A 16,828-nucleotide genomic window follows, 5' to 3' on the forward strand; every position below is an offset into this window, starting at 1 on the left:
AATAATCCACTTGATTAAAAAAAAAATTTTTCATAATTGATTTATTATTAATTATCTAAAAACCAAAACCTAGACTAAAAGCTATACGTATTCCATCAATTGAATTATATACTCCAAGGTTTGTTGATATAACATCAACTCCAGACATGAAAAAACCACCACCATAAGAGTTATTCCATTTGTTTGAATCTTCATTATCAAACCAAACTCTTCCATAATCAAACCCACCAAATAAACCAAAACGGATTGGTATTAATTTGGTTTTTATTTTATCAAAACTATATCTTAAGTCAGTATTTTGGAAAACATAACTGTTACCCGTAAATCGTTGATTTCTAAACCCTCTTAACCCATTAGTGCCACCAATAGAAGCTGCTTGATAAAATTCGAAATTATTACCTAAATTAACTTGACTTTTTATTCTACTAGCCAATACAAGTTTTCCTGATGATACTAATTTATGAGTAATACTTAATTCGGGAATTAGATAAGTATAACCTCTGTTGCTTTGGTCCAAATTCATTTTATAACCAATATCAACACTTGATTTAAAACCTATAGTAGGGTATGCCTTATTATCATAATTTTCAAATTCAAATTTGGTATTTATGCTTCCAAATTGATTAGTCTTAAAAATATAGCTTGGCAATTGAGAACTGTTTTCTACATATCTGTTTTGAGTATTTTCTACTTCAATTGACTCATATCCTAAACCAAAACTAAATTGACTACCACCATAAGCTCTATAAACCAATGAAGGATTAAGTTGAAATTCGCGAACTCTTACTCGATTGTAGTCAAGTCCAAAAGCATTTTCTAAATTTTCAGTTTCATTACCAAAACCAAAAAAGTTTAAGGTGTAGTTAGGACTTTGAAAAATTGAATTAATTTTTAAGTTTAAATTGCCAATAATATTAGCAAATTCACCTTGATATTTAATTTCATAGCCATTAGTAGCAAAATAAAAAGCCGTGTTGATTTTATGCTGGCTAGTAAATGGATTTCTTTCGAAACCATAAGTTGTATAGGTGTTATTGATTCCAATTTTAATGCCATCATCTGGATTTGTACCAATGGTCGGAATTATTTGATTGAAATTATTTTTAAGTTTCTTATAATCGTAAACATTGGTGCTATATTTATCTTGTAGTTTAATCGTAGCATTATGTATTTCTTTTAGTGTATTTGGCTTGGATTTGTAATCATATATTACTATATTTTTACCGTTTTCAACAATGTATTCATCTTCATTTTGACCACCAATAATTCTAATTTTTATTTTTTTTATTTCATCTGTTATATTAAAAATGTCATCATCATCTAACCCATAAATCCATATTTCCTTTGTAAGTTTTGGGTTTTAAGTTCTATTATGAAAATAATCTATATTTGAATTTTCTTTCCATTGATACATTGAAACTTCTACATTTCCATTTTCTAATCCATTTATTTTTATAGAATCTTTTTTATTGGTTGCGACAATAACGGCATATTTATTTATTAGCTTATAATATGAATCGGCTATGGTTTGTAAATTGGTTTTTCTGCCTTTTAATAGATGTTTAATGGTTTCAATAGATTCATCTTGTACTTCTTTTGGAACAGTATTAAAAGCTTTGTCTATTACTTCATTGGTTAAATCATTTTGTATTTCTGCAACTTGTTTATCCCAAATATCCTTATTGGATTGTGATATAAATGCGATATCTAAAGGATAAGGTTCTATATTAAATCCTTTTACATCTTTTAAATCAGCTGCATATTTTCGTAATAATTTGGAAGCAGGAATTAGGTGAATTGAAGTACCTAACATAAAACCATCAGACATTTTAGAAAAAGCTTGATCTCTATCTCTTGGCAATGGTCTATATACTGTTTTGTTATTTTCTTGATATTCTATCCAAAGCCATTGGTCGTAATGTCTATCCCAATCACCAATTAACATATCAAACAATCGAGCTTTAATGTATGCTTGTTCGTCTATAACTTTTGTATCGTCTTCATGAATTTTTTCAATAACATCTTTGGTGTTTATAATGTTTCCCGTAAAATTTCCATTAGTCAATTGAGTATTTCCTTCAGATGCATATTCTTCAAACACGTATAGTTCATTACCATATTCTTGATTGTATTTTTCCAAATTATCTTGTTTGGGAATATAATATAGGTGCGAATTCAAATATGGAATATTCAAACTACTAGACAACGATGCCACAACAAAAGGTGCGTAAGGATATGAGCCAGTAAACACATCTTTCACCAGTGATTCTGAAGCTGTGTTCTCAAAATAACCTTCAACATATTGGTCTTTAAAAGCTGAAGCTTGAATATATTGAGTGGCATTCTTTTTTAAAGCTCTCATTACAAATCTTTTTCCCTCTTTTGTTTGTAAATGCAGCGTTTTGGATTGTGTGCCACCACCTTTACGTATAGGAGTTAAACCACCCATAAGAGTGTCTAAATAAGCTACTTTAGCATTTACAGGAATACTATAGTATTTTCTATATCTTTCTCCCCATAAAAATTTAAAAAAGGCATTTTTAGAGGTTTCTTTATTTGTATAAATAGACTCTTTGACTGAATCTTGAATTATTTTAGGATATTTTATTGTAGATTTTTCAAAATCAGAAGGAAAAACTTGTTCATTAAAAACTATTTGATTGTTTTCTGCTGCAATAAAATTAACTTCTGAAGAACCATCTTTAAAAAAATTCAAAACAGGAAATCCACTTTTAGGGTATGCAAATTTACCTCCTTTTACTAACCGTGTAGCCGTATTTTTAGAACCTGAACCACTAATGATTTGCGGAATATTGTCTTCAACAAGATATTGTAAATTATGATCATGTCCAGAAACAAAAATTACATTATCGTTTTGTTGTGATGCCGTTACTAAATTTTGTTTTAATTCGTTGTAAAACTTGTTTGATAAGTCTGCATTAGAAACACCAGTGGTATTTCTAAAAAGGTTTTTAAGAGACCCTAAAATTGGGAATGGATTAAGATGGTTTTTTAAACTATATTGTCCACCATGAGATCCATTGGTAAACATAGGATGATGAATGGCAACTACTACTGTTTTTCCTCTTGCTTTTTTTATTTCGCTTCTAAATTCGTCAAAAAAATCTGTACGTGTTTTTATTTCGCAATTATCGTTTATGGTTGGGTGTTTGTCCCAATTAGTAATATACCATTGTGAATCAACAACTAATAAAATAGTTTCATCATTAATCTTCACTTTTTTAATAGCACAACCATTTTCAGGTAAAAAAGTGTTAGAACCTAATGCTTCTTTAACTAATAATTCTTGTTGGTATAATCCTGAAATACCGCTATACCAATCGTGGTTTCCTGGTATAAAAATAACACGACCAGGAAATTTTTTTGCAACATTGATTTGTAATGATAATGCAAATTCTGCATCGCTTTTTTCTGGACTATTACTTTCAGGAATTCCTTTTGGGTAAACATTATCTCCTAAAAATAGTAATAAATCAGAAGAATCAGCATTTATTATTTCTTTTTCCAATGCTTTAAGAGCAGTAGGAGTATAACCGTTATCAGGTTTTCCTACATCACCAATTAGATACATTTTAAAAGTAGGTTGCTGCTTGTTTTCTTCTAGTACAATTTGGTCTTTAAGTTTAGGATTCAGTGATGCACAACTATGCAATAAAAGCGATGTAAGGATAATTATTGATGAAAATGTAAAGTAAGTTTTCATATTTATCGATTAATTGCTTTTTTTAATTCTTATTTAAATACTAAAAATTGCGTAAGTAAGTGTTGCTAATACACCAATCAATAGAACTATAACTGAAACATATAATAATTGTTGTTTTTTAGTAATCACCAATCCCAAAAAATAAATGTCATAAATCATTTCATTGTAAACTGCATTTCCACTATCCATAATGCGTTCAATTTCTGCTTTAAATTCAGATAATGATTGTTTAGCAAAATTTGCAGCATATAACGTTCCTTTATAGCCACTATTTTTAAAAACATTGCCTAAATACCTATGTGGAAGCATACTTATTAATGCAAATATCATTGACAACATACTACTTATTACCAATATTTTAGTACCAATATTTATGTTTATTGTTTTAGAGTCTGTAGTAATAAAATGAATACCAAATAGTAAAGAAGTAATAATAGAATTAACGGTTAAAATAATTCTTGCTTTATTATCAATCATCTTCAATAACATGTAGTGATTTCTTGATAGCGTTTTAAAAAGTGTTTGCACTCCACGAGTGTCAAATTTTTTCAACTTTTCTTCCCTTAAACTACTATTATTTTCAATATTAGTATTTTCCATGGTTCTTTTATTTAAATTTTACATAAATGTGTTATTTCGTCTAAAACACGTTTAATCCTAATTTCAGAGATTCCAATTTTTTTCAATAAATAAGAAGTTTTATATAACTCTTTAACCAAAACAATATCATTTTCAATTAATTGATGTTTTTCTTTTAAGGTTAATGTTGTTAAAGTTGTAATAGGATACAATCCATAAGTATCTATATTTTCTTTTATTCCGTTTTTACTGGGATAATCCCAACTTAATAAAGTTAAACCAACGCATTTTGCATAGTTTATTGCATCAATTGTAAACCTAGTATTGGTAACCAACCAGCCTTGTTTGAGATGTGTTGTGTTTTTAGGATTAGTATTCCATTGTTTTTGGATATCTAAAAATCTTGAGTTAATGTATAACGGTATTTTTACATTACTAAATACTTTAGAGTCAGAATGAAATTTGCATTCAATTGCATAAACGCTTCCTTCTTTTTCAGCCAATACGTCAATTTCATGTGTTACACATTCACCATTTAAAATTACACTGACAGTGGTATTAAATCCTTTTTCTCTCAATAAAGCTGCAACTAACCTTTCAAACGGATAACCTGTTGGTCCTAATTCAAAAATGGCACGTTTTAGACTATATCGTGATGCAGATGTTCTGTTTGATTTTTTTAAATAAGCAAACGCTTTTTTATATATTTCATTTGAAGAAATACCATCATAAATTTCTGGTTGTATTTTTGAAATAATGTTTTCAATATCTTCTTTAGATGCACCACTACGTTGTAGTGAATGTTCTAATTTTTGAGTTGAAAAAGGTTCAACATCAATAGAATTCTTTTTAATAAAAATTGGTTTTTGTTTCATAATTCAAGTATTAAAAACGTAAAGTTTCTGTCATTATACCAAACCTAATTGAGCTGATTTGATGTTGAAAATAAATATTATAATAATCCATACCTTGATAGAATTGAACAAAGAATCCAATGTCTTCTAAAAATTTGGGATGATAATAAACAATTAAACTGGCATTAATTCTTTTAGAATTAAATGTGTCCCAATTGTTAATATTATCTAGCATCAAAGTTGTTTCTGCTTTTACAGAAAAGTTTGCCTTTTGTTCACTACTTTTTATGAGGTTCGATTTCATAGGAAGTTTATAAGCTAAAAATGTATTGTGCCATCGTAATCCACTATATTGACCATGAAGTTCTTCTAACATCCAACTCTTTGGGTGAATTTCAACAGAGCTTTTTATAAATTTGAAAGCTTTCAAATTTTGACTATATGATGATTGTAAAAAACCTAATTCTAAATAGTTTGTTGCAAAATTTCCTGATTGTAAATTGACTTTTCCATCATCTGTATAAAAATTACCATCTTGACCATTAGAATGATGAGCAATTTTACCAAATAAAGTTAATTTATTGGCTGCATCTTTATGACCTGTTAAAAAATAGAACGCAATTTGAGGTATATAACTTGGTGTTTTTACGGGATAAGAATACTCATCAAACATTCTTATTATAATTTGAGAAGTTAACACTGCCATTAATCTTGAATCTTTACGTTCTCTGATCTTAAAATTAGGACTAACATTTGCTTCAAACATTAAAGGTTCTAAATTTCCGATATCAAAAGGAAAAGTAACATAACTTTCACCTTGATTGACTTGTGCAATTTTATCTAAATTAAGAGTTACAATTGAATCTGTTAAGGTTTGTGCAACAATACTATTTGTAAACAAAACAGTAAATAAGTATATTAAATTAATTCTTTTCATAAATGATATATTTATATGTTTCAAAATCAATTTTACACAACTCGATAAATTTTTAAATGTTACTAATTATTTATAAATTATTTTAATATCTTTTGAAAGGTTTTTATCTATTTTAAAACTAGCTTTAGAAAAACTAGGTCTATTTGTTAAGTTAATATTTTGATAATTAGAAAAACCTATCCCTTCTATTGGTAGAATGAACTTTTTGTCAATTTTACCATTTTTATTTTCGTCATGGAGTATAAATACTGCATAGTTCCCTTTAGGAATATTATTAAATGTTATAGTTGATGAATTCATAGAAATTGTACCAACTTCTTTTTTATAATAGTTTTTAATTTTCTCATCAGGTATTGAACCCTCTTTATTGTATAATAAAAAAAGAACATCTCCATTAGAGTTTCTTAAATCTGAAACTTTAACCGTTAAAGAATAGGACTCTTGACCTTGAGAATAATTGGATAAAAGAACTAAAAATAATGTTGTTATTAGTTTTTTCATTTTTTAGATGTATTTTCAAAAAACCACCATTTTGGTTTAATTTGTTGTTTGATTAATCCAAATTTTTCAATTGCATGAGTTTCTAGATGTGTTACTAAATCAGGTATTGAATCCGTAACGTAAAGTAGCTTCATATCTTCTGGACTAATGCTTTCATTTTCAACCATAATTTTAATATGATGACAAAGTTCTTTATGATATTCTGAATCAAAAATAATTATTGGAAAGTTTTTAATTACTTTGGTTTGAATTAATGTAAGTGCTTCAAATAATTCATCTAAAGTTCCAACACCACCCGGCATTACAATAAAAGCGTATGAATATTTTATTAAAACAACTTTACGAACAAAAAAATATGGAATATCTATCCATTTATGTAAGTATGGGTTAGGTTTTTGTTCTCGAGGCAATACAATATTGCAACCTACAGAATATCCGCCATTTTCAAATGCTCCTTTATTTGCCGCTTCCATTATTCCTGGACCACCACCAGTCAAAACAGTAAACCCTAGTTTAGAAATTTCTGCACCAATTTTTTCTGCATTTTGGTAATGTTCTGAATCAGGTGTAAATCTTGCAGATCCAAAAACAGTTACACAAGGACCAATAAAATGTAGTTTTCTAAAAGCTTTTATAAAATTAATTTGAACTTTAAAAGTGAATATTAGTTCTTTAAATCGAGATAATGGCCCTCGAATAAATAAAGACTCATTTGTAATTAATTTATTTTTATGTTTTTTCATGTTACATTATTTTAGTTGTCAGAGATTATAAATCAATCTCTTGTCCCATTAAAGAAACAACGCAATCAAAACCATATTTTTCGTTTATTTTTATTCGAAGTTCATCAGCTGGAATATTTTCTCCATGAACCAAGAAAACTTTTTTAGGTTTATTTTCTAAATTTGATAGCCAATTGATTAAATCTTCTTGGTCGCCATGAGCTGATAGTCCCTCAATTTCAAGAATTTTTGCTTTTACTTCGTAATATTTTCCATGAATTTTAATGTCTTTTGCACCTTCTAATAGTTTTCGCCCACGAGTTCCTTCAGCTTGATATCCAACGATAATAACAGTTGTTTCAGGCAAACCTATATATTTTTCTAAATAGCTTAATACTCGACCACCTGTAACCATTCCGCTAGCAGCAATGACTACTTTAGGTTGTTTATCATAAATAGCTTCAATTGTGTCTTTATAATCGATAATCATGGTAAACATTTTACACATTTCAACACATTCGTTTGGAGAGAGTTTGTGCCATTTTGTGTTATTTTCAAAAACGTCTAATATTCTTATTCCCATTGGTGTATCAATGATGTAAGGAATATTTGGAATTTTACCTTCACTTTTAAGTTGCCAAAGCAAATACATTACCGTTTGAGCTCGTTCGACAGCAAAACTTGGAATAATGATTGTGCCGCCTTTGTTGACTGTATTGTTAATGTAAGTTTCTAGCTCAAATTTTGTATCAGTGTCTGGATGAATTCTATTACCATAAGTGCTTTCAAGAAAAATATAATCGGCATTTTTCGGTTTTGTTGGTGCATACATAAGTACATCGTCATCACGACCAATATCTCCAGAAAAAACTAATTTTTTATTTTCAATCATTAAATCTATTGTACAAGCTCCAATGATATGTCCTGCATTTGTAAAAACTGCCTCAATTTCAGCATCAAGATTGACAACTTCATTCACTTTTACTACTCTAAAAAGAGGAAAAACTTGTTTTGCTTGTTCTACTGTATAAAGTGGTTTTGCAATTTGGTGTTTTGAATAATGCCCTTCATTAGCTTTGTTAGCTTCTTCTTCCTGAATTTTTGCACTATCCAATAAAATAAGTTTTGCGATGTCTTTGGTTGGACTCGTGCAGTAAATCTTACCTTTAAAACCTTGATCAACTAATCTAGGCAACCAACCGCAATGGTCTAAATGACCGTGTGTAAGTAGAACAAAATCAATTGTTGATGGTAAAACTGGTAATGGTTCCCAGTTGAGTTCACGTAAGGGTTTTATGCCTTGAAAAAGACCGCAATCTATAAGAATTGTTACTCCATTACTTTCGATTAGTGTTTTTGAACCTGTTACAGTTCCTGCACCTCCAATGAATTTAATTTTCATAATGTTTTATTTTTTACTGCATTTAGCAAATTATTTTAAAAATTATCTATGTTATATTTCCTTATACAAATAAATCATCTTGGTTTGGTTCTATTCTTTAAAACTATCAAATAGAGTCACTTAAAATTTTTAATTTGTTTTTTTATAACTCCAAACAGCCAAACCATTTACAACTACTGCAAATCCAAATACTATTAATAAATTATTTAGTACCTCAACAAAACCAGAACCTTTTAAAAGTACCATTCTAATAAACTCAACAAAATAACGAATTGGGTTTAACAAAGTAATGTTTTGTGCCCATTTTGGCATACTTTCAATAGGCGTAAACAAACCACTCATTAAAATAAAGATTACCATAAAAAACCAAGCAATAAACATAGCTTGTTGTTGGGTTTCTGTGTGATTAGATATGAAAAGACCAAACCCTAATATTAAAAGTAAATAAATAGATGTGAAGCCATAAACTAATAAAATATTACCTAGCATTGGAACATTAAAAACAACTTTAGATATAATTAAACCTACAGTCAAAATGACTAATCCAAGTACCCAAAACGGAAATAATTTTCCGATAATAAATTGATATTTTTTTATTGGTGTAACGTTTATTTGCTCTAATGTACCCAACTCTTTTTCTCTAACAATATTCATAGACGAAAGAAACAATGTTAGCATGGTTACCAACAAAACTAATATGCCTGGAACCATAAAGGTTTTGTAGTTTAAGGTATTGTTATACCAAAAAGAAGGTATAACCATTATATTTTGTTCTACTTCTTTGTTTTCTGAAATATATTTAGATTGTATTTGAATATTCTTATTATAAGCACTAACGATCTGTGTTACATACACATTTTCTACACCAGCAGTTGCAGCATCAATAGCATTAATGTTAACAGAAATACTTCCTTTTTTATCTTTTTGTAGATTTCGATTAAAGTTTACAGGAATGTTTACAATAATATCTGTTTTACCTTTTTGCATTTCTTCAATAGCTTTATTCTCTGAAAAATAAGATTCTGTAACATTAAAATAGGTAGAAGCGTCAAATGCACTTATTAACTCTCTAGATTCTCGACTTTGATTATTATCAACAAAAGTGATAGCAATATTTTTAACATCAAATGTGGCAGCATTCGACAAAATTAATAATTGTAAAATAGGTAAAATAAATATTAGCTGAAGCATACTTTTATCTCTAAAAATCTGCTTGAACTCTTTTTGTATGATGAATAATATTGTTTTCATTTAGAAAATATTAAGTGTATTTAAAAAAATAATTTTATTCTAATCTGATTTTATATTTTTTAATACTTATTGTTATAAATAGTGTTGTCATTCCAATTAATATGAGTGTTTCTTTCCAAATATATTGAATACCAACACCTTTAAGCATTATGGCTTTTACAATAATAATGAACCATTTAGCAGGAATAATATTACTGATGATTTGCATTGGCAAAGGCATACTATTTATTGGGAAAATAAAACCAGAAAGTATTATAACAGGTAGCATTAGCCCCATCAAGGATAGCATCATTGCCGTTTGTTGCGAATCTGAAATAGTGGAAATTAAAATCCCTAAAGAAAGAGCAGATATAATGAATAAAATGCTTTCAAAAGATAAAAGTAGTAAGCTACCATTTATTGGCATTTTGAAAACAAAAAAGCCCAATAATAGTATGATTATAGCATTAATGATTGATAGAAAAATATAAGGAAATACTTTGCCAATAATTACCTGAAAAGGTTTTATTGGAGAAACCAAAAGGATTTCCATTGTACCGATTTCTTTTTCTCGTGTAATAGAAATAGAAGTCATCATTGCAGACACTAACATTAAAATAACAGTCATAACACCGGGAACAAAATTGAAAACACTTTTAAGTTCTGGATTATAAAACATTCTCGATTGTACTTCAACTTTTACTAAATTTGTTTTAGGTTGTTTTTTTTGTGACTGATAATTTTGAATAATCGCAGATGTATAATTTGCTATTGTGTTTGCTACGTTTGGTTCTGTAGCATCGGTTATAGCTTGTACTACTGCAACATTTTTTGTTTGCAAATTTTTACTAAAATCACGTTCAAAAATTAAAACCGCTTTAATTTTTCCTTTTTTAAATTCTTTTTCAATATCACTTTCTTTATTTATTTGATTTTCGACATTAAAATAAGGAGACGATTTTATTTTGTTAATAATTTTTTGTGTTTCTACATCATTTGATTGGTCAAAAATTGCAATTTCTACATTATTAATTTCATTTGTAATTGCAAAACCAAACAATAAAATTTGAGCAATAGGCATTCCAAATAAAATAAACAAGGAGCGTTTATCACGAAAAATGTGATAGAATTCTTTTTTTACAAAACCGATGAATCTTTTCATTTATAATAGTAATTAGTAACTAGTTAATAGTAATTAGCTTACTCAATATTACGTGCTAATTTTAAAAACACATCATTCATTGAATCTACTTGGAATTGTTCTTTTAGTTTTTTTGGAGAGTCTAATGCTTCAATAGCACCATCAACCATAATGGAAACACGGTCGCAATATTCGGCTTCATCCATGTAATGTGTGGTTACAAAAATGGTTGTTCCTTTGTAAGCTTGTGTATATATCATTTCCCAAAATTGTCTTCTTGTTATTGGATCAACGCCACCTGTTGGTTCGTCTAGAAAAACAATTTTAGGTTCATGCAACAAGGCAACAGAAAAAGATAATTTCTGTTTCCAACCTAATGGTAATGAACCCACTAAATTATTTATAACCTCTTGAAGTTCTAACTCTTCAACTAATTGTGTAATTTTTTGTTTGATTTGTTTTCTAGATAAACCGTAAATTCCTCCAAAAAAAGTAATGTTCTCTTTAATTGTTAAGTCATCGTACATTGAAAATTTCTGGCTCATATAACCAATACTTTTCTTAACCATTTCTGATTGTGACAATACATCAAAACCAGCAACATTTGCTTTTCCTGAAGTTGGATTAGAAATTCCGATGAGCATTTTCATTGCGGTAGTTTTTCCTGCTCCGTTTGCTCCAAGAAAACCGAAAATTTCTCCTTTATACACATCAAAAGTAATTCCTTTGACAGCAGTGAAATCTCCAAATTTTTTGGTTAGGTTTTCGACTTGTATGATTTTTTCTTCGTTCATAATTATAAATCCATAAACACATCTTCAATTGTCGTTTGAGCAGGTTTTATGATAATTTGAGTGTGATTTTTTTGTTGTAAATAATCCTGTAAATCGTTTGGATTAAAGTTTTGATTTGTATCTATATAATGAATAAATTCACCAAAAGCATAAACACTATAATGACTTGAGTAATTTTTCAAATCGTGAATTAATCCGTGTGTGTTTTTAGATTGAATATCATAAATTACTTTGTCGTATTTTGAAATGATGTTGCTTGGTGAATCGATTTTTAAGATTTTTCCTTTTTGTATTAAAGCAATTCTATCACACAATGAAGCTTCGTCCATGTAAGGTGTTGAAACTAAAATCGTGATTCCTTTTTGCTGTAATCGTTTTAGCATTTGCCAAAATTCTTTACGAGAAACGGGATCAACTCCAGTTGTGGGTTCGTCTAAAAACAAAACTTTTGGTGCGTGAATTAAGGCACAACACAATGCTAGTTTTTGTTTCATTCCTCCAGACAATGCTCCTGCTCTTCGTTTTTTAAACGGTTCTATTTGAACGTAAATATCTTCGATTAAATCGTAATTTTCTTCAATGGTTGTTCCGAAAATAGTGGCAAAAAAGGTTAGGTTTTCTTCTACTGTTAAATCTTGGTACAGTGAAAACTTTCCTGGCATATAACCCACAGAATTTCGAATGGCTTTATAATCTTGTTTAACATCAAATTCTAAAACTTTGGCATTTCCTTCATTGGCTAACAAAAGTGTGGTTAGAATTCTGAAAATAGTAGTTTTTCCTGCTCCATCTGGTCCAATAAGTCCAAATAATTCTCCTTCATTTACTTCAAAGGAAACGTCATCAATGGCTTGGATTGATTTGTAGGATTTTGATATGTTTTGGACAGAAATACTCATTATTTTAAAAGTGATTAGTTACTAGTGACTAGTAATTAGCTATTTAATTAACAGAAAATTACTTTCTTCTATTGCTTTTACTTCATGTTTAATATTTACTTCTATCATTACATAAACTCCGGAATTAAGATTAATTACAGTTCCTTTTTCATCAGTAAAAACGGCATTTCCAGAAATACAAACTAATAATGCAGGTATTTTTGAAACGTGTTCTTTTAAGGTTTCGCCTTTAGCAATTTGTAATGAAACAACTTTTTTATCATTTGATTCAAACAACAACTGTGTTTGAACTGCTGTATTTTCGGTGTGAAGATTTTTTAATATCATTGGAAATATTGATTAAAGGTTGTAAATGATTCTTGAATTTTAGCCAGGTTTTCATTTGATTTATCTTTTGAAAAATCATCAACTAATTCGATATAAGGAAGTAACCATTTATGCAATTCATCATGAGCTTGACCTTTCATAGTGCAATTTGATGTTAATAAATCAAGATTTTTTTTCAAATTATCAGCTAATAATTGATAGTTTTCAGGTGTTTCTTTGTCAAATGAAGTTACGTCATTTTCCATAGTACGAATATGAGCCATCATATCAACATCTACTTTCCATTTTTGTCCACCATTTAGTTGAATGGTTTCGCTTTCAGAATGTTGGTGTTCTTCAGTTTTAATTTCAGTAGCTTTTTCTTCTTTCGATTTCGTATTACAAGAGAAAAGAAGTAAACTAAATGTAGCTAAAAGGGCAATTTTTATTTTTAACATGTTCTATAATTTTTTAATTAATATTAATTTGGTTTTTCTTATTGATAGTGAAATAAGCAAATGCAACAAAGATTATGGTTACAACAATTCTAAAAATCATTGCACCAATTGTTTTGGTTTCATGCACTCCGTCTGTGTAGATATAAATAATAAAGCAAATAAATGCATTTATAAGAATTAGTGCCGAAATTCCTAAAATAGTTGATGTCCAATTTTTGTTTTTAACTAAGCCATAACTTGCTACTAAATATATTATGCTACTGATGAAATTTGTCCAAACTATGAACAAAACATAATTTCCTTCTTTGGCTCTAATTCCAAATAAGTCAAAAATTACTGAAGCACTCAAAAACAAGGTAAGTAAACCAAATGCAGCTAACAGAAATGCGATTAGATAATGAAGCTTTTTTTTCATAATTATTAATTATTTAATCTCCATCTTTAATCCACATTTCTGCTGGCATTCCGATTTTTAGACTACCGTCATTTTTTACTTTTACCTTTACGGCATAAACAAGATTTACTCGTTCTTCTTTTGTTTGAATAATTTTAGGAGTAAACTCTGCTGAAGATGCAATCCATGAAATGGTTCCTTGATATGATTTCATATCTTTTTCAGCATCAATTTTTACCGATACATTTTGTCCAACTTTTATTTTTGACAACTGTGTTTCGCTTACATAGATTCGCAAAGTCATTTCAGAAATATCAGCTATCTTGTATAGTGGTTTTCCAAATGCTGTTATTTCGCCTGGTTCTGCATATTTGGCCAAAACAGTACCAGAAATTGGATTGAAGATTTTTGATTTTTTTAATTGGTCGTTTATCTTTTCAATCTGAATTTCAATCGATTTAACTTCGTTAATAATTGGTGCATTTTGGGTTTCAACACTTTGCATTTGTTGCTTTAAAACACTTACTTTTCCGTTTACTTCATCTACTTGACGTTTTGTTGCAGCACTTTCAGCAAACATATTTTGAATTCTTTTTTGCTCAATTAAAGTCGTTTTTAATTGTTCGTTTAACACATTTCGTTGTGATAAAACATTAGTTGATTTAGAATAAATTGTATTTTTTGAAGCCAATAATTGTTGTTTATTCAGATACAATTGAGTGGTATCTATTTGTCCAACTAAAGCGTTTTCTTGTAAAAGATCTCCTTCTTCAAGTTTTAGAAATTCGATTTTTCCGTTTGCTTCAGATGAAATAGTTATTTCTGTAGCTTCAAAGTTTCCAAAAGCATCTGCTTCATTTTTGTCTTTGTTACAAGAAAATATCGCTAATACTGTAATATATAATATACTTTTTTTCATCTTAATGGGTTCCTTTAATAGTTTGATAATTTATTTTAGCCAATTCTAATTGTGTTTGATGTACTTTTTGATTGGTTTTAGCATCAAAAAGTTGATTTAATTCTGTTACATATTCAGATGTTGTGATTACACCGTTTCGCATTTGAGAATCGGATGATTGAACAACTTTATCACGCAACAGAATAATTTGAGAATCCGTTTTAATAATGGTTTCTAGTTTAGAAATTTCAGATTTTAATTCGTTTAATTGCATTTGATTATTGGTTTCAAAAGTTTCTTTTTCAGTTGTAACAATTTCTTTTGCAATATCTAAAGCTTGTTTCTCCGATTTTGATTTATTCCAATCAAATACATTCCAATTCAATTTTAAACCAACCATATAAAAGTCATCAAATGAATTATTAAGCATATTTAAACCAGGATTTCCATAACCAGCTTGTCCAAAAGCGTTTAATTTTGGTAAATTTGATTTTGAAATTATATTTTTAGAAGCTTCTATTTGATCTTGTTGCAGTTCAAAAAATTTCATTTCAGGTCGTACTCCGTTTGTTTCTAAAGTAGTACTTGGTCTTTCTAAAACAGAGTTTTCTTTTATAGTTGTTGAAGTTAAACCGGCTAAATTTTGAAGTTCTTTTATTCGTTGAAATGTATTTTCAGTTAATGCCTGTTCTAATTTTAACAATTCAGCTTCTAAAACTTGTTCAGATGAAGGCAACATAGCACCATTTTTCACACCTGATTTTACTTCTTTTATTTTTGAATGGATAGTGCTTTGTTTGGCTAATAATAATTCTCTTTGGTCTTGCCATAACAAAATCATCATGTATGAATAATTGATACGAGATTTAAGTTGATACAAATTAACAGCAACTAGTTGTTGCTGTGTAAGCATTTGAGCTTCTTTTAATTTGGTGTTTGCATTAATCATTCCTCCATTATAAAGTAATTGATTTACATCTAAAGTGGCTCTATATTGGTCTTTATTTATTGGCTCTACACCAGGTAAAGAAGTAGGTAATCCAATTACATCTGATTGGTAAGTTGCCTGTGCGTTTATGTCTATTTTAGGTAATTTTGCTTTATTTAGAGCATCTATTTCAAACGATGTTTTCTGTTGCAAAAAATTTGTTTGTTTAGCAATGGGATAATTTTTTTCTGCAAAAGCATAACATTCTTCAATCGTTAGTTTTTGTTGGGCATAAGAACTAATAGTTAAAATTAGAAGCAATATTGTTACTAAATTATTTTTCATAATTTAAATTTTTATTGAATTAATAATAAACTCCGATACTTCCGTTTTACGTTTTTTTAATAATTTCTTGTAGCTTTCTTTGTCCATATTTACAAGTGCCATTAATAGAGGTTCACCTATAAATGGAAAAATATTTAAGGATATAATATTAATAAACAATTGTTCTGCTTCAATTGGTTTAATAATGCCTTTATCTATCGCTTCATTAACCTGAATTTTAAATTTATCAATTGTAGGGAAGTTTTTTTCTGCACGAAGTTTTTGTATAAAATCAGGATTTTTACTTAACTCTTGTATTACAAAATTTGGCAAATAGGGATGTTTGATTACAAATGCGACATAATTCTCTGTAAATTTTCTTATTTTTTCAAATAAATCGGTGTCGTCATTCAACACTCTATTTAATTGAGGAGCTAACAATTTAAAAGCACTTTTAAAAACTGCCTCGAATAAAAGTTGTTTGCTTCTATAATAATAATGTAATAATGCCTTATTTATATTGGCTTTATCCGCAATTTCTTGCATTCTTGCTCCAGCCATTCCTTTCTGTAGGAAAACTTCCTTTGCTGCATTTAATATTTCAGTTTCAGTATTTTCTGATTCTTTATTATTCATAATGTTTAACTATCTGATTTAACTATTTGGTTAACAAATTTATTGAAAATATATTTATTAAACCTTATTTAAGATTTATTTAACATAAATCATTTATTTAT

18 protein-coding genes are annotated in these 16,828 nt (G+C 28.5%); all 18 read right to left on the reverse strand.

Features of this window, described 5'->3' with window-relative positions; translation table 11 throughout:
* Positions 1-55 precede the first annotated feature (55 nt).
* A complete protein-coding gene (locus NAT50_RS11635) occupies positions 56-754 on the reverse strand; it encodes a ShlB/FhaC/HecB family hemolysin secretion/activation protein (protein WP_250593396.1) in 699 nt (232 codons plus the stop codon).
* Between the two features lie 606 nt (positions 755-1,360).
* Positions 1,361-3,724 (reverse strand): metallophosphoesterase family protein, encoded by a 2,364-nt coding sequence (locus tag NAT50_RS11640; protein ID WP_250593397.1) that lies wholly within the window; start codon positions 3,722-3,724, stop codon positions 1,361-1,363.
* A 33-nt stretch (positions 3,725-3,757) separates the two neighbouring features.
* On the reverse strand, positions 3,758-4,324 hold the full coding sequence (locus NAT50_RS11645; RefSeq protein WP_250593398.1) for a Pycsar system effector family protein: 567 nt from the start codon (positions 4,322-4,324) through the stop codon (positions 3,758-3,760).
* Positions 4,325-4,335: 11 nt separating this feature from the next.
* A complete protein-coding gene (locus NAT50_RS11650) occupies positions 4,336-5,178 on the reverse strand; it encodes a restriction endonuclease (RefSeq protein WP_250593399.1) in 843 nt (280 codons plus the stop codon).
* A 10-nt stretch (positions 5,179-5,188) separates the two neighbouring features.
* Positions 5,189-6,094, reverse strand: coding sequence for a hypothetical protein (locus NAT50_RS11655; protein WP_250593400.1), 906 nt, complete (start codon positions 6,092-6,094; stop codon positions 5,189-5,191).
* A 66-nt stretch (positions 6,095-6,160) separates the two neighbouring features.
* Positions 6,161-6,595, reverse strand: coding sequence for a DUF2141 domain-containing protein (locus tag NAT50_RS11660; RefSeq protein ID WP_250593401.1), 435 nt, complete (start codon positions 6,593-6,595; stop codon positions 6,161-6,163).
* Positions 6,592-7,338, reverse strand: a complete 747-nt coding sequence (locus NAT50_RS11665) for an LOG family protein (protein ID WP_250593402.1) — start codon at positions 7,336-7,338, stop codon at positions 6,592-6,594. Before NAT50_RS11665 ends, NAT50_RS11660 begins: the two co-directional genes overlap by 4 nt.
* Before the next feature lie 25 nt (positions 7,339-7,363).
* Complete coding sequence (locus NAT50_RS11670) at positions 7,364-8,719, reverse strand: MBL fold metallo-hydrolase RNA specificity domain-containing protein (RefSeq protein WP_250593403.1); 1,356 nt, start codon at positions 8,717-8,719, stop codon at positions 7,364-7,366.
* A gap of 129 nt (positions 8,720-8,848) precedes the next feature.
* Entirely contained in the window at positions 8,849-9,970 is a 1,122-nt protein-coding gene (locus NAT50_RS11675; RefSeq protein ID WP_250593404.1) for an ABC transporter permease, read from the reverse strand.
* A 34-nt stretch (positions 9,971-10,004) separates the two neighbouring features.
* Positions 10,005-11,111 (reverse strand): ABC transporter permease, encoded by a 1,107-nt coding sequence (locus NAT50_RS11680; protein ID WP_250593405.1) that lies wholly within the window; start codon positions 11,109-11,111, stop codon positions 10,005-10,007.
* Between the two features lie 38 nt (positions 11,112-11,149).
* Complete coding sequence (locus NAT50_RS11685; protein WP_250593406.1) at positions 11,150-11,884, reverse strand: ABC transporter ATP-binding protein; 735 nt, start codon at positions 11,882-11,884, stop codon at positions 11,150-11,152.
* A gap of 2 nt (positions 11,885-11,886) precedes the next feature.
* On the reverse strand, positions 11,887-12,783 hold the full coding sequence (locus NAT50_RS11690; RefSeq protein ID WP_250593407.1) for an ABC transporter ATP-binding protein: 897 nt from the start codon (positions 12,781-12,783) through the stop codon (positions 11,887-11,889).
* Positions 12,784-12,822: 39 nt separating this feature from the next.
* Complete coding sequence (locus NAT50_RS11695; RefSeq protein ID WP_250593408.1) at positions 12,823-13,110, reverse strand: cupin domain-containing protein; 288 nt, start codon at positions 13,108-13,110, stop codon at positions 12,823-12,825.
* Entirely contained in the window at positions 13,107-13,547 is a 441-nt protein-coding gene (locus NAT50_RS11700; RefSeq protein ID WP_250593409.1) for a hypothetical protein, read from the reverse strand. The genes NAT50_RS11695 and NAT50_RS11700 overlap by 4 nt, the downstream gene beginning before the upstream one ends.
* Positions 13,548-13,560: 13 nt before the next feature.
* The gene (locus NAT50_RS11705) at positions 13,561-13,962 is read right to left on the reverse strand and encodes a hypothetical protein (protein ID WP_250593410.1); all 402 of its coding nucleotides are present in this window, start codon (positions 13,960-13,962) and stop codon (positions 13,561-13,563) included.
* A gap of 13 nt (positions 13,963-13,975) precedes the next feature.
* A complete protein-coding gene (locus NAT50_RS11710; protein ID WP_250593411.1) occupies positions 13,976-14,860 on the reverse strand; it encodes an HlyD family secretion protein in 885 nt (294 codons plus the stop codon).
* A 1-nt stretch (position 14,861) separates the two neighbouring features.
* Positions 14,862-16,112, reverse strand: a complete 1,251-nt coding sequence (locus NAT50_RS11715) for a TolC family protein (RefSeq protein WP_250593412.1) — start codon at positions 16,110-16,112, stop codon at positions 14,862-14,864.
* 3 nt (positions 16,113-16,115) lie between these two features.
* Entirely contained in the window at positions 16,116-16,727 is a 612-nt protein-coding gene (locus tag NAT50_RS11720) for a TetR/AcrR family transcriptional regulator (RefSeq protein ID WP_250593413.1), read from the reverse strand.
* Positions 16,728-16,828: the final 101 nt, after the last annotated feature.

It is taken from the genome of Flavobacterium luminosum, assembly GCF_023635005.1.
Lineage (GTDB): Bacteria > Bacteroidota > Bacteroidia > Flavobacteriales > Flavobacteriaceae > Flavobacterium > Flavobacterium luminosum.

Bases quoted from the DNA above. Each gene is read 5' to 3' on its own strand.
- NAT50_RS11720 (WP_250593413.1), bottom strand. From the start codon at position 16,727: ATGAATAATAAAGAATCAGAAAATACTGAAACTGAAATATTAAATGCA.
- NAT50_RS11700 (WP_250593409.1), bottom strand. From the start codon at position 13,547: ATGTTAAAAATAAAAATTGCCCTTTTAGCTACATTTAGTTTACTTCTT.
- NAT50_RS11685 (WP_250593406.1), bottom strand. From the start codon at position 11,884: ATGAACGAAGAAAAAATCATACAAGTCGAAAACCTAACCAAAAAATTT.
- NAT50_RS11715 (WP_250593412.1), bottom strand. From the start codon at position 16,112: ATGAAAAATAATTTAGTAACAATATTGCTTCTAATTTTAACTATTAGT.
- NAT50_RS11710 (WP_250593411.1), bottom strand. From the start codon at position 14,860: ATGAAAAAAAGTATATTATATATTACAGTATTAGCGATATTTTCTTGT.
- NAT50_RS11650 (WP_250593399.1), bottom strand. From the start codon at position 5,178: ATGAAACAAAAACCAATTTTTATTAAAAAGAATTCTATTGATGTTGAA.
- NAT50_RS11695 (WP_250593408.1), bottom strand. From the start codon at position 13,110: ATGATATTAAAAAATCTTCACACCGAAAATACAGCAGTTCAAACACAG.
- NAT50_RS11670 (WP_250593403.1), bottom strand. From the start codon at position 8,719: ATGAAAATTAAATTCATTGGAGGTGCAGGAACTGTAACAGGTTCAAAA.
- NAT50_RS11660 (WP_250593401.1), bottom strand. From the start codon at position 6,595: ATGAAAAAACTAATAACAACATTATTTTTAGTTCTTTTATCCAATTAT.
- NAT50_RS11640 (WP_250593397.1), bottom strand. From the start codon at position 3,724: ATGAAAACTTACTTTACATTTTCATCAATAATTATCCTTACATCGCTT.
- NAT50_RS11655 (WP_250593400.1), bottom strand. From the start codon at position 6,094: ATGAAAAGAATTAATTTAATATACTTATTTACTGTTTTGTTTACAAAT.
- NAT50_RS11680 (WP_250593405.1), bottom strand. From the start codon at position 11,111: ATGAAAAGATTCATCGGTTTTGTAAAAAAAGAATTCTATCACATTTTT.
- NAT50_RS11665 (WP_250593402.1), bottom strand. From the start codon at position 7,338: ATGAAAAAACATAAAAATAAATTAATTACAAATGAGTCTTTATTTATT.
- NAT50_RS11675 (WP_250593404.1), bottom strand. From the start codon at position 9,970: ATGAAAACAATATTATTCATCATACAAAAAGAGTTCAAGCAGATTTTT.
- NAT50_RS11690 (WP_250593407.1), bottom strand. From the start codon at position 12,783: ATGAGTATTTCTGTCCAAAACATATCAAAATCCTACAAATCAATCCAA.
- NAT50_RS11645 (WP_250593398.1), bottom strand. From the start codon at position 4,324: ATGGAAAATACTAATATTGAAAATAATAGTAGTTTAAGGGAAGAAAAG.
- NAT50_RS11705 (WP_250593410.1), bottom strand. From the start codon at position 13,962: ATGAAAAAAAAGCTTCATTATCTAATCGCATTTCTGTTAGCTGCATTT.